At 69.5% G+C, this 20409-nt stretch carries 19 protein-coding genes and 7 pseudogenes; 8 read left to right on the top strand and 18 right to left on the bottom strand.

The features are described 5' to 3' along the window. Positions 1 to 99: 99 nt before the first annotated feature. A pseudogene (locus tag GV126_RS30225) lies at positions 100 to 315 on the top strand (hypothetical protein); the annotation flags it as partial. 65 nt (positions 316 to 380) lie between these two features. Here GV126_RS30225 and GV126_RS36830 read toward each other — a convergent pair. Further along, positions 381 to 1184, bottom strand: a complete 804-nt coding sequence (locus GV126_RS36830; RefSeq protein ID WP_236570178.1) for a hypothetical protein — start codon at positions 1182 to 1184, stop codon at positions 381 to 383. A 91-nt stretch (positions 1185 to 1275) separates the two neighbouring features. Between GV126_RS36830 and GV126_RS30215 the strand changes: the two genes are divergently transcribed. Further along, positions 1276 to 2265 carry a S66 peptidase family protein gene (locus tag GV126_RS30215; protein WP_159672617.1) on the top strand — a complete coding sequence of 330 codons (990 nt, stop codon included), beginning with the start codon at positions 1276 to 1278 and terminating at the stop codon, positions 2263 to 2265. Between the two features lie 91 nt (positions 2266 to 2356). Here GV126_RS30215 and GV126_RS37780 read toward each other — a convergent pair. Together GV126_RS37780 and GV126_RS37775 are read right to left on the bottom strand one after the other, a co-directional pair. Further along, positions 2357 to 2491, bottom strand: a pseudogene (locus tag GV126_RS37780) (telomere-protecting terminal protein Tpg); the annotation flags it as partial. A 71-nt stretch (positions 2492 to 2562) separates the two neighbouring features. Continuing rightward, positions 2563 to 2768, bottom strand: a pseudogene (locus GV126_RS37775) (hypothetical protein); the annotation flags it as partial. Between GV126_RS37775 and GV126_RS30200 the strand changes: the two are divergent. Continuing rightward, a pseudogene (locus GV126_RS30200) lies at positions 2765 to 2973 on the top strand (YnfA family protein); the annotation flags it as partial. The pseudogenes GV126_RS37775 and GV126_RS30200 sit on opposite strands and share 4 nt — an antisense overlap. A gap of 71 nt (positions 2974 to 3044) precedes the next feature. On the opposite strand, the gene GV126_RS30195 reads toward GV126_RS30200, so the two are convergent. Next, on the bottom strand, positions 3045 to 3452 hold the full coding sequence (locus GV126_RS30195) for a (2Fe-2S) ferredoxin domain-containing protein (protein WP_159672615.1): 408 nt from the start codon (positions 3450 to 3452) through the stop codon (positions 3045 to 3047). Next, complete coding sequence (locus tag GV126_RS30190; RefSeq protein ID WP_159672613.1) at positions 3449 to 5431, bottom strand: heavy metal translocating P-type ATPase; 1983 nt, start codon at positions 5429 to 5431, stop codon at positions 3449 to 3451. The genes GV126_RS30195 and GV126_RS30190 overlap by 4 nt, the downstream gene beginning before the upstream one ends. A gap of 110 nt (positions 5432 to 5541) precedes the next feature. Here GV126_RS30190 and GV126_RS30185 point away from each other — a divergent pair, with 110 nt between their 5' ends. Further along, on the top strand, positions 5542 to 5946 hold the full coding sequence (locus GV126_RS30185) for an ArsR/SmtB family transcription factor (protein WP_159672611.1): 405 nt from the start codon (positions 5542 to 5544) through the stop codon (positions 5944 to 5946). A gap of 10 nt (positions 5947 to 5956) precedes the next feature. Here the strand turns inward: GV126_RS30185 and GV126_RS36825 are convergent, their stop codons facing one another. Beyond that, complete coding sequence (locus GV126_RS36825) at positions 5957 to 6700, bottom strand: hypothetical protein (protein WP_236570321.1); 744 nt, start codon at positions 6698 to 6700, stop codon at positions 5957 to 5959. Here GV126_RS36825 and GV126_RS37380 point away from each other — a divergent pair. Together GV126_RS37380 and GV126_RS30175 are read left to right on the top strand one after the other, a co-directional pair. Continuing rightward, positions 6675 to 6890: pseudogene (locus GV126_RS37380) on the top strand (ATP-dependent DNA ligase); the annotation flags it as partial. The gene GV126_RS36825 and the pseudogene GV126_RS37380 sit on opposite strands and share 26 nt — an antisense overlap. A gap of 116 nt (positions 6891 to 7006) precedes the next feature. Beyond that, complete coding sequence (locus GV126_RS30175; protein WP_268977469.1) at positions 7007 to 7609, top strand: ATP-dependent DNA ligase; 603 nt, start codon at positions 7007 to 7009, stop codon at positions 7607 to 7609. A gap of 109 nt (positions 7610 to 7718) precedes the next feature. Here the strand turns inward: GV126_RS30175 and GV126_RS30170 are convergent, their stop codons facing one another. The 9 genes and pseudogenes from GV126_RS30170 to GV126_RS36820 all read right to left on the bottom strand — a co-directional run bounded on the left by GV126_RS30170 (position 7719) and on the right by GV126_RS36820 (position 15740). Further along, positions 7719 to 8219 carry an RICIN domain-containing protein gene (locus tag GV126_RS30170; protein ID WP_236570177.1) on the bottom strand — a complete coding sequence of 167 codons (501 nt, stop codon included), beginning with the start codon at positions 8217 to 8219 and terminating at the stop codon, positions 7719 to 7721. Positions 8220 to 9054: 835 nt separating this feature from the next. Further along, positions 9055 to 9948 (bottom strand): urease accessory protein UreD, encoded by an 894-nt coding sequence (locus GV126_RS30165; RefSeq protein ID WP_500305159.1) that lies wholly within the window; start codon positions 9946 to 9948, stop codon positions 9055 to 9057. Then, the gene (gene ureG, locus GV126_RS30160) at positions 9945 to 10640 is read right to left on the bottom strand and encodes an urease accessory protein UreG (protein WP_159672609.1); all 696 of its coding nucleotides are present in this window, start codon (positions 10638 to 10640) and stop codon (positions 9945 to 9947) included. Before ureG ends, GV126_RS30165 begins: the two co-directional genes overlap by 4 nt. Before the next feature lie 25 nt (positions 10641 to 10665). After that, complete coding sequence (locus tag GV126_RS30155) at positions 10666 to 11340, bottom strand: urease accessory protein UreF (protein ID WP_159672607.1); 675 nt, start codon at positions 11338 to 11340, stop codon at positions 10666 to 10668. Positions 11341 to 11432: 92 nt separating this feature from the next. Further along, positions 11433 to 13289 (bottom strand): urease subunit alpha, encoded by a 1857-nt coding sequence (locus GV126_RS30150; RefSeq protein WP_159672605.1) that lies wholly within the window; start codon positions 13287 to 13289, stop codon positions 11433 to 11435. Then, a complete protein-coding gene (locus GV126_RS30145) occupies positions 13273 to 13935 on the bottom strand; it encodes an urease subunit gamma (RefSeq protein WP_159672603.1) in 663 nt (220 codons plus the stop codon). Before GV126_RS30145 ends, GV126_RS30150 begins: the two co-directional genes overlap by 17 nt. Before the next feature lie 303 nt (positions 13936 to 14238). After that, positions 14239 to 14397 (bottom strand): annotated as a pseudogene (locus GV126_RS30140) (FAD-dependent oxidoreductase); the annotation flags it as partial. A 5-nt stretch (positions 14398 to 14402) separates the two neighbouring features. Next, entirely contained in the window at positions 14403 to 15437 is a 1035-nt protein-coding gene (locus GV126_RS30135; protein WP_159672601.1) for a hypothetical protein, read from the bottom strand. A gap of 24 nt (positions 15438 to 15461) precedes the next feature. After that, entirely contained in the window at positions 15462 to 15740 is a 279-nt protein-coding gene (locus GV126_RS36820) for a hypothetical protein (RefSeq protein ID WP_236570175.1), read from the bottom strand. A gap of 335 nt (positions 15741 to 16075) precedes the next feature. On the opposite strand from GV126_RS36820, the gene GV126_RS30125 reads away from it, so the two are divergent. Beyond that, positions 16076 to 16950 (top strand): IS5 family transposase gene (locus GV126_RS30125; protein ID WP_159674264.1). Its coding sequence is split into 2 segments (ribosomal slippage): positions 16076 to 16420 and positions 16423 to 16950, totalling 873 coding nucleotides; the frame shifts between segments, so codons are not numbered across the junction. A gap of 18 nt (positions 16951 to 16968) precedes the next feature. Here the strand turns inward: GV126_RS30125 and GV126_RS30120 are convergent. After that, a complete protein-coding gene (locus tag GV126_RS30120) occupies positions 16969 to 17466 on the bottom strand; it encodes a DUF1877 family protein (RefSeq protein ID WP_159672599.1) in 498 nt (165 codons plus the stop codon). A 264-nt stretch (positions 17467 to 17730) separates the two neighbouring features. Between GV126_RS30120 and GV126_RS30115 the strand changes: the two genes are divergently transcribed. Beyond that, a complete protein-coding gene (locus tag GV126_RS30115) occupies positions 17731 to 18165 on the top strand; it encodes a hypothetical protein (RefSeq protein ID WP_159672597.1) in 435 nt (144 codons plus the stop codon). On the opposite strand, the pseudogene GV126_RS30110 reads toward GV126_RS30115, so the two are convergent. Together GV126_RS30110 and GV126_RS30105 are read right to left on the bottom strand one after the other, a co-directional pair. Further along, positions 18147 to 18347 (bottom strand): annotated as a pseudogene (locus tag GV126_RS30110) (hypothetical protein); the annotation flags it as partial. The gene GV126_RS30115 and the pseudogene GV126_RS30110 overlap by 19 nt on opposite strands. A gap of 283 nt (positions 18348 to 18630) precedes the next feature. Continuing rightward, a complete protein-coding gene (locus GV126_RS30105) occupies positions 18631 to 19449 on the bottom strand; it encodes a hypothetical protein (RefSeq protein WP_159672594.1) in 819 nt (272 codons plus the stop codon). Positions 19450 to 20409: the final 960 nt, after the last annotated feature.

Raw genomic sequence — 20409 nt, 5'->3', positions numbered from 1 at the left:
CGAATCCGGGCTCAGGTGTCGGTGGCTCCGTTACCCCCCAGCTGCCCGCTCCCCGATGGGGGCACAGGAGCCTGCAAGGCGTAGCACGTGTACGGCACGGTGGTCCGGCTCGGCTGGGTCCGCTCCCCGCAGTCGATCGAGGTCCGCTTCGGCACCAGCCGGGCCGGGGCCGTTGACGCCGCGCTCTACACCACCGCCTCCGTCGACGCAGTCGTCCCCGCGCACCCGGAGGTCGACTGGGAGCAGCTGCGCGCGGTGGAGAAAGGCCGGCGCTCCCCACTCGCCGCGCTGGCGAAGCAGGCCGCCCCGGCCTGACCCGGGCCGCTGCGCGCCGACGCCGCCTCTCCCGTGTCCGGCGGGAGGGGCGTCGTCGTACGGTGTCAGGCGCGGCGGCGGAAGAGCCTGCGGAGCTTGCCCGGCTCCTGGTCGTGGTCATGCTCTGGCTCCGGTGGCGTGGCGGCCTGGAGGCGGGCGGCTTCGGCGGCGGCTTCCTCGCGGGCGACGTCGTCGGCGTGGCAGGTGCCGCACACAGCCTTGTCTCCGGCCTTCCAGGCCGTCCTGTGCGCGGTGATCTCCTCCCAGCGCTGGTCGGTGAACTTCCTTCCGCACCGCTTGCACACGGGGCGCCGCGCCTCCCGCTCAGCCACACGGCGCCGCTCCTCCTCCGCGTCGGCGCGGGCCTCCTGGTCCCGGAAGAGGGCGTCACCGTCGGGGTTGTCCAGCGCGGCCGGCAGCGTCTGCTCGCCCTCCCGTCCCAGCCGCCGCCACACCGCCGCGCCGGTGCCGTGCTCCGTCAGCTGCTCCAGGGGGGTGACGACGACGGGCACCGCCTGGCTGTAGTCCCGGGCCGTGATCTCCCGGTGGATGGTCTGGTACCGGCGCGGCGCCCAGTAGCGGCGGCCGGCCTCCTCCAGCACGGCGACCGCGTTGGCGACCTTCGCCTCGGTGGTGTCCGCGAACACGAACGCGAGTGGCACCAGGCCCTCCCGCCCGGTGGGCGGGTAGGCCCGGCGCCACAGCCGCTTCTCGTGGTCGACCAGCTGGTCGATCGCGTCCGGCCGGGAGCGGACCAGGTCCACGGTGCGCTTGTCCGCGTCCGGTGCCAGCAGCCGGCCCCACTCCCCGTACCGGCGCAGCTTGGCGACCTGGTCGTGCGCGTCCTCGGTGTGGCGGTCGATCTCCAATCGAGGCTTGTTTTGATCACGTCGGTGAGGCGGAATATCGGTGGCACGGGCCTTGTTCCTCGCCATTGTTGATCAATAGGGAGGAGGCCCCATGCCTGCGATCCTTCGGCCCCGCGCGCTGCGTTCCGGCGACCTCGTGGTCGTCACCGCGCCCTCGGGCCAGCTTGAGCCGGGTGAGGAACCATTGCTGGCCCGCGGTGTGGCGATACTCGAGCGGATGGGTTTCCGCGTGCGTGTCAGCCCGATGGTCAACCCGGCGCAGAAACGGTGGTGGGCGTCGGGCACTCCTGCGGAGCAGGCCGACGAACTCAATGCTCTGCTCCGGGACCCGGAGGTGCGGGCCATCGTCGCGCATACCGGTGGACAGGCGACTATCGGCTACCTCGATTTGATCGATCTGGACGCGATCCGGGCCGACCCAAAACCCATCATCGGCTACAGCGATATCTCGCTGCTGCACATGGCGCTGCACGCCCGAACCGGCCTCGTCGGCTTCCACGCCGACCTCGCCACCCACGGTTTCGGCAGCGATTGGTACACGCTGGGCGACGAGGCCCGTCGCTCCGAGCTCGTCGACCTCTACACCCGGGTGCTCACCAAGGCCGAGGCGCCGGGCGCGCTGCCGGCGAAGGAGGCTTGGGAAACCTGGCGGCCGGGCAGCGCGCAGGGACCACTGTTCGGCGGCTTGCTGAACCGCCTGGTCCTCCTGCAGGCGACACCGTTCGCGCCGGCCGCCGAACTGTTCGACGGCGCCGTGTTGTTCTGGGAGGAACTGCAGCGGCCGGTCTCGCGGATCTGGAACGACCTGCACACCTTGCGGCTTTCCGGTGTGCTGGACCGGATCGCCGGCATGGTGGTCGGCATCCCGACGGAGGTCACCCCCCACGACGGTGGCGGACAGCGCGCAGATCTACGCGACGTGGTACTCGATGTCCTGGGCCGACGTGACATCCCGGTCCTCGCCCAGGTCGACTTCGGCCACACCTCGCCGAACCTGCCGCTGCCTATCGGTGTCCGCGCACACGTGGACGCGGAGAACCGGACGCTGTCTCTGCTCGAGTCGGCGGTCGCGGAAAGCTGAGTTCTGTTGGATATGGGCGAGGCCTGGAGGGCTGCGACCTGTCGTGTTCCGCTTCTCCCGATCGGCCTGCCTGCCATGCCCGTTGTCCCAGCAGGTGCTCGATGTCCGTGAAGCGGACTTCCTCGAGCTGGCCGGCGCGGCGGCCGCCGTCCTGGAAGTGCACCTCGCGGAGCGCGTCGGCGGCGATCTGCTGGAGCTGGGCGTCGCTGGCGCCTGCCCTCTGCGCGGGCGCGCTCTTGGGCGCCGGGCGGGTGAAGGCTTTTTGCACCGCGGCGTCCAGGCCGTCCCCGAACAGGCTCATCGTGGCCCTCTCCTACTCTCCGTTGTCACGTCGGTGACGGAGCCGTCCTTGATGTACCGGACGAGGTTCAACTGGGGGCCTTGAACCGCTCGCGGACCTCTTCGCCCCACAGCACGGTCTGGGTGCCCTCGTGCTTGACCAGGCCGGGGTTGACGCCGAGCTTGAAACCGCCGGGCAGCGGCTTGCCGTCCCGGTAGGGCAGGCCTCCCTGCCTTGGGCGCCTACGGCTTCGCCGCCACGTTCCAGCCGATGCGCACTTCGGTCGGATCCTCGCCGCCTACGGTGGGATCTTCGTGGCCGGGTCGATTGCGTGGGGCATGGTTGCCGATGGTTACCGGCCCGACCGCTTCGACGTCATCGGTGCCCTCGTCTGTCTCGCAGGTATGGCTGTGATCATGTACGCCCCAGGGGACGCTGACCGTCGCCGTCGAAGCACCCGGGGGACGCAATACAGGCACCGGTCCCGCAGGGGCCCAGGTCAGTCGTCGACGGCTTGGCGGATGCGGCGGGAGGGGGTGAAGGCGTACAGGTCGAGGACGCCGGGAGGGTCGGCCAGGCCCGGCCCGCCGGCTTCGACCCAGGCCGCGATGTCGTCGGCGGCATCGGCGTCGTTGACCAGGCCGAGCCAGACGGGCCGTCCGCCGGCCGCGCGACCGGCGGCGGAGGGCTGGATGACGATGACGTTGGCGTGCTCGCAGGCGTCCAGGCAGCCGGTCACCCGCACCTGGGCGAGGTGGGCGAGGGATGAGCGGAGCTGGTCGAGTTGGGCGGGGTGGTCCAGGCCGGGGATCTTGGCCGTGCCGCAGCAGCAGCCGCGGCAGACGGTGACCGTGCAGCGGGCTGCCCCCGCGCTGGCGGGGGCGGCTTTGCGGCTGCGGCGGCTCACTGGCCCCTCCCGCTGCGGGCGCGGCGCCAGGCGCCGTCGGCGAGCAGGCGCAGGCCGTTCAGGCCCACGATGACGGTGGATCCCTCGTGCCCGGCGACGCCCAGCGGCAGCGGCAGGGTCCCTGCCAGGTCCCAGATGACCAGGCCGGTGATGAAGACCGCGGCGATGACCAGGTTCTGCACCACCAGGCGCCGGGCCCGGCGGGACAGCGCGACGACGGTGGGGATGGTGGCCAGTTCGGCGCGCACGACGACGGCGTCGGCGGTCTCCAGGGCCAGGTCGGAGCCTGCCCGGCCCATGGCGATGCCCGTGTGCGCGGCGGCCAGCGCGGGCGCGTCGTTGACGCCGTCACCGACCACCAGCACCTTGCGGCCGGCCTGTTCCAGCTCCTGGACGGCGGTGACCTTGTCCTGGGGGAGAAGGCCCGCGCGGACGTCGGTGATACCGACCTCCTCGGCGAGGCGTGCGGCGGCTCGCGGGTTGTCGCCGGTGACCAGCACCGGAGCGGTTCCGGTCAGCTCGGTGAGGGCGGTGACGGTGGCGGCGGCCTCCTCGCGCAGCCGGTCGGCGATCCCGAGTACCCCGACCGGGGTGCCATGCAGGGCAACCAGCACGGCGGTGCGTCCGTCTTCCTCCAGGCCCGCGGCCACGGCGATGGCCGGGTGCCCGGTGTGGTGGTCCAGCAGGCGGGCGGGGCTGCCGACCGCGACCGTACGGCCCTGTACCCGGGCGCTCACCCCGGCACCAGGGGTGGACGCGAAGTCCTGGGCGGGCGGAATGTCCAGGCCGCGGATGCGGGCGGCGTCGACGATCGCGCGGGCCAGCGGGTGCTCACTGGGGTGCTCGGCCGCCGCCGCCAGCCGCAGCAGCTCCGCCTCGCTCAGGCCGGAGGAGACCAGCGGCCGGATGTCGGTCACGTACGGGGTGCCCTCGGTCAGCGTGCCGGTCTTGTCCAGCGCCACCGCGTCGACCTGGCCGAGCTGCTCCATCACCACGGCGGACTTCACCAGGACGCCGTGGCGGCCGGCGTTGGCGATCGCGGACAGCAGCGGCGGCATGGTGGCCAGCACCACCGCACACGGCGAGGCCACGATCATGAACGTCATCGCCCGCAGCAGCGTCGGCTGCAACGCCGCGCCGAACAGCAGCGGCAGCGCGAAGAGCGCGACGGTGGCGGCCACCATCCCGAGGGAATACCGCTGTTCGACCTTTTCAATGAACAGCTGGGTGGGCGCCTTGGTCTCGGAGGCTTCCTCGACCAGGGCCACGATCCGGGCGATCACCGAGTCCGACGGGTCGCGCTCGACCTTCACCCGCAGCGCGCCGGTGCCGTTCAGGGTGCCGGCGAAGACCTCGTCGCCCTCCTGCTTGGCCACGGGCAGCGGCTCGCCGGTGATGGTGGCCTGGTCCACCTCGCTCGCGCCGTGCAGGACGCGGCCGTCGGCGCCGATCCGCTCACCGGGCCGCACCAGGATGGTGTCGCCCGCCGCCAGTTGCTCGGTGGGGACCGTCTCTTCGGTGCCGTCGTCGGCCAGGCGGGTCGCGGTGGTGGGGGCGAGGTCGAGCAGGCCGCGCACCGAGTCGGCGGTGCGGGCGGTGGCGATCGCTTCCAGGGCGCCGGAGGTGGCGAAGATGACGATCAGCAGCGCACCGTCCAGGACCTGCCCGATCGCCGCCGCCCCCAGCGCTGCGACGACCATCAGCAGGTCGACGTCCAGCGTCTTCTCGCGCAGGGCCTGCAGTCCGGCCCAGCCGGGCTCCCAGCCGCCGGTGGCGTAGGTGAGCGCGAACAGCGGCCCCCACATCCACGCCGGCGCCCCGAGCAGGTACAGCGGCAACGCAATCAGGAACAGCACCAGCGCGGCCGCCGCCCAGCGGGCCTCGGGCAGCGCGAAGATCCGGGTGCGGCGCCGGGGCGCCACCACATCGCGCACGGCCGCGTCACCGGCGGCCGCCGGGCGGGCGAGGGTGGAAGACATCGAAACAGGGGTCCTTCGCAGACGTGAGCGGACAGCGTCCAACCCCACCACCGTAACAGGAATGAATGAACAACGATTCATGCATTCATGGGACGTCGTACCATGGGCGCATGGGTCACGGAGCCAAACCGCCAGCCGACAGCGTTCCGCGCACGCGCCTGGACGCATCCAGTGCCGCCCGGGTGGCCACCACCCTGCAGGCCCTGGCCACCCCCTCCCGGCTGCTGATCCTCGCCCGGCTGCGTGAGGGCCCGCTCCCGGCGACCGAGCTGGCCGCCGAGGTCGGCATGGAGCAGTCCGCCTGCTCCCACCAGCTACGCCTGCTGCGCAACCTCGGCCTGGTCACCGGCACCCGCAAGGGCCGCTCCATCGTGTACGCGCTCTACGACAGCCACGTGGCTGAACTCCTGGATCAGGCTCTGTACCACGTCGAGCACCTGCAACTGGGCCTGACGGACACCCCTGCCGGCCGGGGGACGGCTGCGGTCGAAGCAGCGGAAGCCGTGGCACGCTGACAGCCGCGCGTCAGCGAGGAATGCGGCGGACGGCCAGGACAAGCAGCAGCAAAGTGGTCAGCAGCGCGAGCGCGGAGTAGCCCCAGCCGAGGGTGACGGTGGTGGCGATGGAGGCGACGAGCAGCGGGCCCCCGGCATCGCCGAGTTCACGGCCGAGTTCGGATCTGGTCCGCGGCGCCGCGGTCGCGGCTCCGGCGGCCGCTCGGCCCGGGCCAGTGACTCCCGCACATCCTTGCGCCGGAGCTGCAAGGTAGGTGCCGATCACGGCTTTTGGCGATCCGTCGGTCGAGGACTCACTTGGCATCGCAGAGCTGCCGCCGCGGTTGATCAGCAGCCTTATCGGGAAAACCCCAGTGCGCCTGCCCGTGCCGCCAGCACGGTGAAGGTCGGGGTGCGTCCAAAGAGGGGGAAGTCCATGCTTCCAGAACAGGTCAAGCACTTCTTCGGTCCCGAAGACGACTTCAAGTCGTGTTGTTTCGTCGTCGTCGTAGGGTTCCTGATCTTCGTCATGATGGTAGCGCTGATCATCTACAAGCTGACTCTCTGAGCGAAAGATCGCGGCCGGCACCTGAGCCGACGCGGAAGGACCGTACTCCAGCGCGGCTCCCGAATCGCAGCCCAGAGCCGAGTGGATGCTGCTGTGGATCGACAACACCACCACCCAGCTGACCGAGGACTGGGCGCAGGAGGCAGGGCAGCACCTGGGGAAGGGATCCGGTGTGACGTGGATGCTGCCGGAGCCGATGCTGAGCACGCCTGTACCCGCGCCGGAGCTACGGCCGGGCTGGGCGGGAGAACCCAAGTGGGACGGGTTCCGGGCAGCCGTCATGGTCGACGAAGCCCGGGTGGTGCTGCGCTCCAGGCGCGGCACGGACATGGGGCCGGCGTTTCCGGAGATCGTGGCCGGTGCCGTGCAGTTGCCGGACGCGTCCGCGCTGGACGGCGAGCTGGTCGTCTGGGACGCCGCAGGCCGCCTCGCGTTCGAGCAGTTGCAGGACCGGCTGGCCCCCGGCGCGGTGCCGGAGCTGCCCGGGCGGCGCAGGAGTGGCCGGCCCGCTTCGTGGCGTTCGATCTGCTCAGGTTGTCCGGAACGGACACGACCGGGTGGCCGTACCAGCGGCGTAGGGCCGCGCTGGAATCCGTGTTCACCGCCCACCGGCTGTCGGCGCCTTGGGTGCTGTGCCCGTCGACCACCGACCCGGCGACCGTGCGCGAGTGGCTGACGTGGGCCTCGGTCGGGATGGAAGGCGTGGTCTTCAAACGGCTCGACGACGTCTACCGCCCCTCGGTGCGCGGCTGGCACAAGTACAAGGTCCGTGAGACGAGCGAGGCGGTCGTCGGCGCGGTCACCGGCTCCCTGACCGCGCCGCGGTCGCTGCTGCTCGGCCGGTTCGACGACGAAGGCCGCCTGCAGTACGTCGGCCTCACCACCGCCCTCGCCCGCCAGGCGGCGCGGGCATCCGTGGACGGGGGGTCGTTCTCCGCGGGCTGGGGCAGCCGGGAGCATCTGGAGGTGACGCTGGTGGAACCCGAACTGGTGGTGGAAGTCGGCGTCGACGTCACCCGTGCCGCCTCCGGCCGGTGGCGGCATCCCGCGCGCTGGCACCGAGCCCGCCCGGACCTCTCCCCCACCGACGTACCCCACCTGCCAACGGCCCACTGACGCAAGCAGCCCCAGACGAAGAGGCCTGGGGCTGCAGCTGTCCGCGTGAGACTGCTCGCCGGGGCGCGGGCAGCAACCGGCCGTAGCGCCGGGGGCGAGGTTTCCAGGCTCAGCGGACGTCGAAGGAGTGGATCTGCCAGGTGCTGGCGGGACTGCAGGCGTACAGCCGGGCGTAGGTGGGGGCGGTCGAGTTGTACTGCTGCAGGCACTTGTTGTGCCCCTGGTTCTTCAGCAGGTACCGGCTGGGCTTGCCGGAGGCCTCCAGGCTGAAGAGCTGCTCGTCCCAGCGGGGGTCACACGGCCGCTGCTGGAGGGCTTCGGTGTCCCCGCCGCCGATCGCGGTGACGCACATGTCACTGGAGAGGTTGCGCAGCAGGAACGTGCTGCTGCTGACGGGCTCGACGGCCCACTTCTGGGACAGGGCGTCGGTGTCGGTCTGGTACTGGACCTGGCTGCCGCCCACGGTGTCGGTTACCGCCAGGACGTGGCCCGACTGCCAGCTGCGGATCTTGGTGCCGCTCAACGGCGGCGCCGCGGTGGCGGAACCCGCCGCGAGCGCGGTCATGCCCAGCGCCACGGCAGCGCTGAGGCAGGCCAGTCGAATACGCATGAAGTGCTCCTTGGCTCCGGCCCGGCCGGCATGTTCACAGCCGAGCTACCGTCACTGCATGCATGCAAACAGCTACGGAGAGCAAGCGGAAAGGGGTTTCGTTGACCTGCCACGCGAACGAGTCAACGCCCGGCCGTAAACGCCGACTTGAAGCAGCAGCGGGAAGTCCTTGCGCGACAAGCGCTTTTGCACTGCGCCGCTTCGAGCCCCCGGCACTGACCGCAGAGGGGATCCCCGACCAGTGCGACGACACCCGCCGCCACGCCGACAAACTCACCCGCGAACGCTGGCCTCGACAGCCGGGCATGCGCTGCTAGGCACAACCCGCCGACGGGCCGCGCCCGGCGTACGGGGGCGGTCACGGCTGTCTGGCCAGGGCCGCGGTGATAGCCACGTCCGCGCGCGCTCAACAGCTGTTTGACGCTCCCTGTTCGCCGACGCCCGATGCTCAGGCCCGAGGGAGCCTCGACTACGCAGCCGGTCACGTACTGGCAGCGGTGGCCGGCAGCCGCGAGCGGCGCGGTGACAAGCTCTTTTGACACAGTCGGCAACCGAGGGCCGAGCTGGTCGCGTGGTGCCCGCGGCCCGGCTGCCCGGCACCGGGCAGCCGGACGACCCGGGCCCCGGCCCGACGCGCAGCCGGCTGAGTGCGCCCCGATCCCGGCCGCGCCACCCATCCCGCCCGTCCCTTCCTCCTTCCAGCCAAAGGACATGGGCAGAGCAGCAGCAACGGGGATGTCAGCGATCCGACCACGGCAAGTTCTGCTGTGTGGAGGCGCTGGATGCTGAGTAGGTCGTCACTCTGGCTGGCAGGCTCCGGGACTGCCGCACGCTGTCACACGGACTGTTTCGTGCCAACTGCATGGGTGAGAGCGGTGCTGAGGAGTCGGCGCAGTCCGGCGAGGGTTGGTGCGACGGCGGTGGCCAGGAGCGCCGTGGCCTCGGCGAGGGGGGCCAGGACGCAGTAGCCGTGGAGGCGATCGCCGAGGAGAACGGGTGCTGGTCGCGCTTTGGAGCCGGGTGTGACGAGTAGGAGTTGGCCCGTAGCTCGGTGGCCGCCCAGGACGGCGGGCCCGTCCCAGGCGGGGCCCCGGGGGCCGTAGACCGTCTGCTGGTCCAGGATCGTCCGGCCCGCGCGGGTCACGGTCAGCCGTGTGGACAGGTGTCCCGGAGGTTCGGCGGTGCGGCCGAGGAGCTGTTCCTCGCGCAGGAGCACGTGGGACGTCCTGGCGAGGTCCACCCGGTAGGTCTGGTGCAGGCTGCTGCCGTGGGTGCTGATGAGCGGCTGCGGCAGCCAGTTCAACGACGCGTCCTCGCCCACGGTCAGCCGTACGTCGTAGGTAGCCGGGTCGGGTGTGGCGCCTCGCAGGGCGATGGTGGCGGCGGCCGTCGTCACCTCCAGGCGGGCTTGGGCCTCGGCGGTGATGTCGAGCTCCAGTTCGTCGCCGCCGAGGGGTGCGCTCATCGCGCCGAGCACGCAGACCCGCGCCCGCTCCCCTTGCGGTCGCAGCCGGCGCAGGTGGAAGGGGCCGTCGCTGTGCAGGAGGGGCACGGTGGTGGTGCGGCCGTTGTGGGTCGCCCGGAGGCGGGCCGTGGCGCGCAGGCCGGTGGCGACGGCGGGGATTTCGGCATCGGGGGTCGCCGTCTCCGGCGTATGTCGCCGTGCAGGCGCCCCGCCTTGATCGGCCGGGGCCGGCGGCGCGGTCCGTGCCTGGGCGGCGGCCTTCACCGGGTGGCCCCGGCCCGCCAGGCGGCGAGGCGCTCCGTGACCCACTCCGCGACGGGCCTGATGCCGTCGTCCGAGGTGAGGCTGGTGAAGACGAACGGCAGGTCCTTGCGCTGCCTGCGAGTGTCGGCCCTCATCGCCTCCAGGTCGGCCCCGACGTACGGGGCGAGGTCGGTCTTGTTGACCAGGAGGAGGTCGGCGGTGGTGATGCCGGGGCCGCCCTTGCGGGGGATGTCATCGCCGCTGGCCACGTCGATGACGAAGACCTGGGCGTCGGCCAGTCCGCGGGAGAAGGTCGCGGTGAGGTTGTCCCCTCCGGACTCGATGAGGACCATGTCGACCGGTCCCAACGCCTGTTCGAGTTGCTCGACGGCTTCGAGGTTGGCGGAGATGTCGTCGCGGATGGCGGTGTGCGGGCAGGCCCCGGTTTCGACGGCGGAGATCCGCTCGGGTGGCAGGACGGCTTCGCGGCGCAGGAAGGCGGCGTCCTCCTGGGTGTAGATGTCGTTGGTGACCACGGCGAGGGACAGCCGGTCGCGCAAGGCACGGCACAGCGCGGCCACGGTGGCGGTCTTGCCCGAGCCCACCGGTCCGCCGAAGCCGATGCGCAGGGCGCGGGGGCTCCCGTCCGGACGGTGGGGATCGGCGCTGTAGGTGTGGCGCTGCGGCAGGGTCACGGGGTGGTCCAGGTGCACGGGGGCTCCAAGTCGGTGCGGCGGGTCAGGAGGCGAAGAGACGCACGGCCAGCGCGGCGTGCTGCTCGGCGGTGATGTCCAGCAGGGGCGCGGACACGGCGGGCAGGGCGGCGACGCCGTCCGAGGCGACGCGCTCGGCCGCCTCCGCCGCGGTGGCGGCGACGGCGTCACACTCGCCGGCCAGGCGGGCGAGGACCGCTGTTGCGTCGAAGGGGTCGAGGCTCAGCAGCCGTACGGCGGCGGTCGCCGGGCCGCTGACGCTGTCGAAGGCGGCGGCGTGGGCGGCCTCCGGCGGGGGCAGTCCGGCGGCCCGGGCCACGACACCGAGGACGACCGGCTGGTGCATGCCCCCGGGCCGGTGGTGAGCGAGGTGGTCGAGGTCGGCGCAGGGCCAGGTGGCGCGGGCGGCGCGCAGCAGTTGCCGGCCCAGCCTGCGGGCGACGTGACGCAGCGCGGGTGCCGGCGTGCGGGCGTCGGCGGCGTCGTCCAGGGCCAGGGGGTCGTGTCCGGTGGCGGCCGCGGCGGCCAGGCCGGCCGCGGTCAGTCCGGCGGTGTGCAGGCGCCCGCGGCAGAACGCCTCCAGGCTCGCGGGGTCGTGGACGGTTCCGGAGGCGACGGCGGCCTCCATGCCACCGGAGTGGGCGTGACCTCCGGCGGGGAAGCGGCCGTCGGCCAGGACAAGCAGGGCGGTACGGCTCATGGAGTGACGGATCGCCTTTCAGGAGAAGGCGGAAGGGGAGGCCGGCCGGTCGGGTCGGACCGGCCCCCGTCGAGGTGAACGGACGGGCGGGGTCAGAAGAGGAAGTACCGCTGTGCCATGGGGAGTTCCGTGGCGTAGTTACGGCCCACCTCGTGTCCGTCCACGCTGGTGCGCACGTCGGACGTCGTGGCACCGCCGATGGTGACCAGGAAGGTCTCCGGGTCGACGACGATCTCCGGTACGCCGTTGTTGTGGATCATGTCGGCTTTGGTGACGTCGCGGGTGGAGCGGATCGCCCGCAGCGGCTTGAGCAGTCCGACCTGCGGCAGGTGCCCGCCGAGGGCGGCTTCGGAGACGAAGTTGAAGGAGTTCGCCGCGGGCGAGCGGCCCTGGAACCCCCAGACCGGGCGCGGCAGGTAGGGCTGCGGGGTGGGAATGGAGGCGTTGGCGTCGCCGATCTGCGCGTAGGCGATCTGGCCGCCCTTGATGACCATGTGCGGTTTCACACCGAAGAACTTCGGTTCCCATAGGACCAGGTCGGCGAGTTTGCCGGTCTCCACGGAGCCGACTTCGTGGTCGATGCCGTGGGTGATCGCGGGGTTGATGGTGTATTTGGCGAGGTAGCGCCGGGCACGGAAGTTGTCGGCCTTGGAGTTGTCCTCCCGCAGGTGTCCGTAGCGGGACTTCATGACGTGCGCGGTCTGCCAGGTCCGCATGATCATTTCACCGATGCGTCCCATAGCCTGGGCGTCGGAGGACATCATCGAGATGGCGCCCATGTCGTGCAGGAGGTCCTCGGCGGCCATGGTGGAGGGCCGGATCCGGGAGTCGGCGAACGCCATGTCCGCCTCGATCTCGGGGTTGAGGTGGTGGCACACGACCATCATGTCGACGTGCTCTTTGACGGTGTTCACCGTCAGGGGCCGGGTCGGGTTGGTCGAGGCGGGCAGCACGTTGGGCTTGCTCACGAGGCTGATCATGTCCGGGGCGTGGCCGCCGCCTGCGCCTTCGATGTGGAAGATGTGCAGGCCCCGGTACTTGGCGTCCTTGTAGTGCGGGCTGCCGTCCTTGGTCGCGGCGAAGGTGTTGTGCACGAATCCCGACTCGTTCAGCGAGTCGGCGTGAAGCGCCACCTGCACACCGGTCTGCTCGCAGACGGTGAGGGCCGCGTCGATGACCGCGGGGGTGGCCCCCCAGTCCTCGTGGATCTTGAAGCCGAGGGCTCCGGCCGCGACCTGGTCGAGCAGCGCCTTCTGCGACACGGTGCTGCCTTTGGCCAGCAGGCCGATGTTCACCGGGTACGCGTCCAGCGCTTCGAACATCCGCTGGATGTGCCACTCGCCGGGCGTCACCGTGGTGGCGCTGCTGCCCTCCGCCGGCCCGGTCCCGCCGCCGATCAGCGTGGTCACGCCGGACGCCAAGGCCTCGTGGATCTGGCCGGGGCACAGGAAGTGCACGTGGGTGTCGACGCCGCCCGCGGTCAGGATCCGCCCCTTGCCGGAGATGACCTCCGTCTCGGGGCCCACCACGAAGTGCGCGGCGCGGGTGTCCGCGTGCGGCCGCTCGGACATGGTCTCGGGGTTGTACGCCTTGCCGATCGCCTCGATCCGGCCGTCGCGCAGCCCCACGTCGCCCTTCACCACGCCCCAGTGGTCCAGGATCAGCGCGCCGGTGATCACCGTGTCCACCGGCCGGCGCGGGTCGTCGCGCGGGATGTGCGACTGCCCCATGGACTCCCGGACGACCTTGCCGCCGCCGAAGACCATCTCGTCGCCGCTGCGCCCGGGGCCCCCGCACCAGTCGTCCTCCACCTCGAGGACGAGGTTGGTGTCGGCCAGGCGGACCCGGTCGCCGGTGGTCGGCCCGTACAGGTCGGCGTGCCTCGACCGCGTCAGCGGGTCCCAGGGGCGCGGTGTTCCATCGTTGTGCTGTTCAGTCCTGTCGGGCATCGAGGTGCTTCTCCTCGTCGGTCTTGCCGGGCCGCAGTCCGTGCACGATCCGCTCGCCGGCGATCGGGACCAGCATCACGGTCCGCTCATCACCGGGTTCGAACCGCTCGGAGGTGCCGGAGGGGATGTGCAGCCTCATGCCGTGGGCGGCACCACGGTCGAAGTCCAGCCCCTCGTTGGCCTCGGCGAAGTGGAAGTGGGAACCCACCTGGATCGGGCGATCCTGCGCGTTGGACACATGCAACGGCACCGGCGTCGCGCCCTCGTTGAACACCACCCGGTGCTCATCGTCGTCGGGCAGCAGGTCCGACTTCCCCGGGTGAAGGTCCACTTCGTCGGCCGCCTCGTCGAACGGGTCATGGATGGTCACCAGCTTGGTGCCGTCCGGAAACGTCGCCTCGACCTGGACGTTGTCGATCATCTCCGGCACGCCGTCCATGACCTCGGCACGCCGCAGCACGTGACGCCCGGACTCCATCACGGCGTCGACGGTCGCACCGGCGCGTGCCTCCTCGTATACATGCACCGTCAACAACGCCATAGCCTCCGGGTAGTTGAGCAACAACCCGCGCTTGCGGCGCCGCCGGGCGACGTCCGCCGCCACATGGACCAGCAGACGCTCCTGTTCATGCGGAGTCAGATGCATACGGCCCCCTCTCCTGTTCGTCGCTCTCGTTCAGGACGGTCGGACGCCTGACTGAAGCAGGGCGGTGGAGGGCCCCTGCGTCGTGCGCCCCTTTCCGATCATCGAGAAGACGAAGGGGCCGACGACGCGAAATCGCGCCGCCGGCCCTGAAGTGATGAACCCGAAGCATGCCGGAGCACCCGGAGCGCTCAGCAACGCCGGCACGCGCCCACCGGTTCTAACCTCGATCTTTCGTGACGGCCCACCGACGGAGTCGGTGGGCCGTTTCGCTTTCTGTGGCTGTTGGTGGGCACGCTGAGGGGTGACGCGCCGGCCGGTGCGGATGTCGGCGGCCAGGCGGTCGGCGTAGGCAGTGAGGTGGTCGACGACCTCGTCGCGGTGCGGATAGCGGTCACGGTCCGCGCCGGGGAACGGCATGCCGGGCAGGGAGCTGTACCGGGCGGGCGAGAACAGGGTGAGGCTGGGAATCAAAGAGACCCCTGCGCACTGCCTTGCTGCGACCCGTCACGAAGACGAGCGAGGGGAATTGTCAACTCTTCAGACAGATCGACTCGGCCCGCGTCGTCCTCGCCGTCCGGCAGGTCCCCTAGTTCAGCCAGGGCCTCGCAAGGCGATAGGCCCCGATCGTGCGCGGACCGCAAACGGTCCAGCCACACGAGTCCGGCACGGTAAGTGGCATCGTCACTGACGTCCTGCGGTTCGAAGCTGGCGGCATTCTCTGAGTCGGAAGCCCACAGGTGACCGAGCAACTCTCCCTGCTGGTCCCGGACTGCCACGCACCGCACTTCTCCCCTGGCCGCACGCTGATACCCAATTTTCCCGAAGCCGGGAGCATGCGTGAATACGTCGTAGCGGGTGGGCACTTCGAAACTCCGCCACACGTCCGAAGCCTTTCCATCTGAGTCGAAATAGTTCTCGACTCCAGTCTGGGTCGGCTTGGCGAAGTAGGTAGGATCGTCCGGATCCGTCTCAACACCCAGGGACTGCGACAGATCACACAGCAGGGCAGACAAACGAGGTGCGTTTGCAGCATAGACCTTCTGCTGGGGGCGCCCCTCAAGGTCGTACGCCAGCCACACATCTGAATTCGCTGACAACTCGACACTGACGAAATCGGCAAACGACGAGGCACTCAAGCGGAAAAGGCTCTCCTGCTGCACCTCTTCGTCACCCGAGCCCACCATGACCATACCGGCACACTCGACGTAACCGTCCACGGACCCGATCTCACCGGTACGCAGCCTTCCTCTGACCCGGTCGACCAACTGTGCAACACCATTCGGGTGCCACGATCCGACCCTGAATTCTTCCTGAAATAGGAACGAGTTAGACTTTCCTGCTTCGGCGACAGAAATACTCATCTTCGGATCACCGACAGCGAATCGGTGTTCCCCTAGTACGCCATACGCAACCAGCAGATGACGCAGGCAGCAGAACAGAGGGTCAGAGGTCTCGTCGTCACGGCCCCAGATCCACCGCGCAACGGGCGTGAAGGTAATCACAGATTTCCCTCCGGGGTAAACCGGTTATCGAATAACAAACTGCACGTTTTTACCTTGGTAGCCCTTCTCGAGTCTGCCAAGCCGAGTTTCCATACCCAGACCAGAAGCCTTCGCATCCACGACGAATGTCTGTACATCAGCGCGCGAGTCAGTAAGCTGGCCAATCTTTTTGAATATGTTGCGTACAACCTTACTTGCCTCTGACGGTGAGTCGTCTCCCGTCATTTCGTAGTAGCGCGGCCACGACCCGGCCGCACGGTCGGACGCCTCCAGCACCACCGGCCGCAGCCCGCGCCTCAGCACCGCGTGGGCGGTGGCGAGGCCGGACTGGCCACCACCGATGACGGCGACGTCGATCTACGCCACCATCGCCATCCTGGTCTTAGGTCGTCGCGGACCGCCGCAAGTTCCTGTTCGAGCGTCGAGATGAGCCGTTGCAGTTGGTCGACGTCGGTGGGAGCACCGAGGCTGGAGTCGGCCCCGCGTGTTCTCCGAACGATTCGGACAGACGTGTCTTCAGCTGCCGGACTCGTTGGGTGCGCATGTATTGCGTTCCAGTGCGTCAGCCAGGTCAGCCTGGAGCGAGGCCCTAGGGCGTGTATCGAAAGTGGATCTTGAGCGTGCGATGATCTTGATTCCTGGGGCGAGGAGATCTGACGGATGCACAGTGGGCGGTGCTGGAGCCGCTGTTGCCGAAGGGCAAGAAGCCGGGCCGGCCGGCGATATGGACCCGGCGACGACTGATCGACGGCATACGGTGGCGGACCCGAACCGGGACGCCGTGGCGGGATATCCCGGAGCGGTACGGGCCCTGGGGCCGGGCGTACGACCTGTTCCGCCGCTGGCAGCGAGACGGTATCTGGCAGCGGATCTTTACCGAGCTGCAGGCCCGGGCCGATACCCAGGACCTGATCACCTGGGACCTCAACGTCGACTCCACCATCGTCCGGGCCCACCAGCACGCTGCCGGGGCGAGGAAAAGGGGGACCTGCAAAAGGAACCGCCCGGCGGCATCGTCATCGAGCCGGACGACCATGGACTCGGGCGCTCCCGCGGCGGCCTAACCACCAAGCTACACCTGGCCGCTGAGCAGGGGCAGAAGCCCATGTCCATCGTGGTCACAGCCGGACAGCGCGGCGACTCCCCGCAGTTCGAGCCCGTCCTGGACAAGGTCCGCGTGCCCCGCATGGGGCCGGGCAGGCCGCGCACTCGGCCCGATCGCGTGCGCGCCGACAAGGCTTACGCCTCCCGGAAGAACCGCGCTTACCTGCGCAGACGTAGAATCCGTTGCACCATCCCTGACAAGGCCGACCAGGCCCGCAACCGAAAGAAGCTCGGCTCCCGCGGCGGCCGCCCACCGAAGTTCGACCCGGAGGATTACAAGGCCCGGCACGCGGTCGAGTGCGGCATCAACCGGCTGAAGCGGCACCGGGCCGTCGCCACGCGATACGACAAACTTGCTGTCCGCTACGAAGCGACATTGCTGGTCGCCGCCATCAACGAATGGCTGTGACCGGCACGCGACCACGTCTCAAGCCCACACCGCCCTGACCACGGCGTGGCCTGCTTTAGCCGCCCGCCCGTAGAACCCTTGGAGGCTCCTGTGATAGTCGAGGAACTCCTGCCTGACCTGCGCCTCGTCCCAGCCGGACCAGACGAGCTTGGCACTGGCGACGTTCCACAACTCGTCGAAAGAGACACTCGCGAGGAAGCTTGCGGCCTGTGACACCCCAGGCGGTTCCAGAATCCCCAGGGGCGGGTTGGAGGGGTCGGCATCGGCGCTGTGTGCCACTGGGCGCCCGCCGTAAATCGGCAACGTCCAGAGCTTGCCGGCATCCGCATCGAGGACATCGGCAGCGGCGTAGAGGTCATTGACGGCATCCCAGACCTTATCGATCGAGTCGGCGATGCCCGCTGCGTACTCGGCGGGGTGGTTCTCCCAAGCCTCCCACATGAACGTTGCAAGCCAGGTGTGGTCGTCCCGGATCTCGGATTCCGCGACGGCGCGCATGTGCATGTGGATGCTCACAGCAACGAGTCCTTGAGTTCGGAGGCCCGCTTGTCGGGCCGAACGGACAGAACTTACTCGACGGCACTGACGGCGAGATGCCGTCTCTTAGCGCCGGGATGCCCGGCGCTGCCAGGACGCCCTCCGACACCCGAGCGCCGTGTGTCGTCGAGATCGACCACTGCGGACAGGTACACATCCGTACGGAACTTTCGCAACAGGCCCTAGGGCCTGTCCGGCGGATCTTGCTGGTGATGTGGTCTGAGCGCCGGGCATGATGCACAAGTGGATGAGTGGGCAGATTTCCTCATCGCGTCTGATGACGCGTCGGCGGCTGCGGTCAAGGGCTTCAGCCCGCACCCAGCGTTCAAGATCGTTCCTGTGGGTATCTACGATCCTGCGGATGCTGTAGTCGAGTGGGAGAGCCTCTTCACTGGAGACAGTCCGCAAGAGCTCATGCGGGCCGGCGAGCCGCAGGTACTGACTGAGATCACGAACGATGGCTGCTACGTCTTCGTGATGTCGAAGCGGCTCCAAGCCCTGCTCGCGACTGAGGATCCGCTGCAACTTGAAGAGGTGGCTCATAAGTGGTCGCACCTGCGGCGGGTCGATGGGGAGTTTGTCGAGCAAGGCGAGGCCGTCAGCCACCTTGCTGAGCTGGCGTCTCTGGCCCGCACTGCCACTGGCCAGGGAGCCCGGCTCTACTGCTCCGTGCGGTAGCGGTCTGGGATGCACCACAGCCTGATCGAGGCGAGGGTGATCGTGCCGTGAAACACGTATGCGCGCTTGTCGTAACGCGTGGCAACGGCCCGGGACTGCTCGAGTCGATTGATCGTCCGCTCGACTTCGTTGCGGCGCTTGTACATCTCCTTGTCAAAGCCGGCGGGTCGGCCTTCCTGGCTGCTCCTTCCCTGCCTCGCTGAACGCCTCTACGCCGGCCAGCGCTGACAGCGGTCACGGCAGCCGACGGAGATCCGCCGCGTCGCCGCGCCACCGTGACGGCCCGGAGTTCAACGGCGAAGCCGCCTCCACCCAGAGGGGTGTGCAGCACCGGCACCAGGGCACCGATCCGCTCCTCCTGCGCACCGCCGACCCGGTCCCGGGACACGCGCCACCCCCGAACGCGAAGGCGGTTCCAACAGTGCTCGTGCGGAGTGGTCCGAAGCCAATCGGGTCGCCGGCTGCTCAGTTGTGCTCCTCGTCGATCGTGACGGCGGTGCCCTTGTCGAGATCGACGACGACGCGCACGCCGCCCTTCTTGGCTGCGGCTTCGAGCTCATCCTCGGTGCAGTGCTTGGTTTCGCCCCCGGCCACGCCGCAGATCCAGCCGTTGCCGTTGATGGTCGTGTCCGTGGCCGTGAAGAACGCGATGGTGGAGCCGTTGTCGTCCAGAGAGTACTTGCCCGGGGCCAGGTAGCCGAGCTCTCCGGAGTGGATGCCGGCCTGCCTGTCCGTGCCCGAGTCGTTGCCGCCTTCGCTGCTCGAGTGGTCCTCGACGATGCTGACCGCGATGCCCTTCTGAAGCTTCACCGTGGCGGAGACCCCCTTCTTCGCGGCGGCCTCCAACTCCGCCTCGCTACAAGGAGTCGCGGCCTGCCCCCCAGCATCGCCGCAGATCTCGCCGGCACCCTCGATGTCGGTGTCGTCCGAGGTGAAGAACGCCTGCTCGGTGCCCTTGGTGTCACTGACGGTGTACTTGCCGGGCGCCAGGTAGGAGACGTTGCCGAACCATGTGCCGCTTACCGCCTTGCCGCCGCCCGAGCCGCTGCCGGTCGGCAAGTCCGTGCTGCCGGCGCCGCCCGTGCCATTGCTGGACGTGCCCTTCGCGTCGGACGTGCCCTTCGCGTCGGACGTGCCCTTCGCGCTCGAAGCCGCGGCCGACGACTCCGCGCCGCTCGACTTCGTGCTCCCTTCGGCGTTCCCCTGACAGGCCGTCAGCAGAGCGGTCGTTGCCATCAGAGCAGCGGCGGCGATAACGGTCTTGCGACGGTGGCTGCTAAGCATGGTGTGGCTCCCCGTGGTTGTCTGCGAGTGCGGCCAATTGCCGGGCTGTGACGTGTCGTTCGATCATGAGCCTGCCTGGTCCGATTGGCTCGGGACAAGGCCGGTTACGAAGTGATGACGTACCCGGCGCGGCTCTGAGACGGTCAACGCGAGGCGCCTCCCCGTGAGTGGCCCGACCGAGCTGCGCGGGCGCCGGCCTGCCAGGACCGTGGCTTTGTCCATGAGTACCGGCAGCAGATGTTCACCACTTGAGGAGGCGTCCGCTTCGGCTCTGTTCGATGTTCATGACTAGAAGTCACACAGCTCTCCGGGGCAAGGCGGCCGCGATGGGCTGCCTTGCGCTCCGTGTTCCCGCGGGAATGGCGCGAGCTCCGCGCGCGACTGGCTGACGAAGCTCCAACTGGTCGCCGACGGCTTCGGCGTGACCACAGTGCCGTCCCGGCCCTCACCAGTGCTGCCGCCGGGGGTAAGCCTGCTGCGCGTCGACGGAGCCCCCCCCGAGACCCGCCGTGTGCTCGTGGCGCGCCTCGGCGGCCACCCCGCCCCGACGATCACGGCCGTCACCCGAGCGATCACTACGACCGTCTGAACCGCCGCCACCGCCGGCTTGTTCTTCGCGGTACTGACGCCTGGCTCCGCCGCCGTCACAGCTTGGCATCACGTGCATGACGGTACGACCTGCGGATACGCGAGCGAGCTGGTCCGGGCTCGCAGCCTGGGGCGAGCTGCTACAGCGAACTCCAGGTGTTCCCCGTGCCCGCGGCTTCGCCTGAGCAGTCACCTGGATTCGGCAGTGATCGAGGAGCGTTGGTCGATTCGGAAGTGGGCCGTCTCTGTTTCAGTGGGTGGTGCGTTGTTTGGCGGCGATGGCGGTGTCCATCTCGTCGAGGCCGGACGTCGTAGCTGCAGCACCATCTTCACACCCTTGCCACCCGCCCCCGGCGCCCACCACCCGCAGGG

It is taken from the genome of Streptomyces mexicanus, from assembly GCF_902506575.1.
Classification (GTDB): Bacteria; Actinomycetota; Actinomycetes; order Streptomycetales; family Streptomycetaceae; genus Streptomyces; species Streptomyces mexicanus.
Note: the sequence above shows the minus strand (reverse complement) of the source record. Positions and strands in the feature narration are given on the sequence as shown.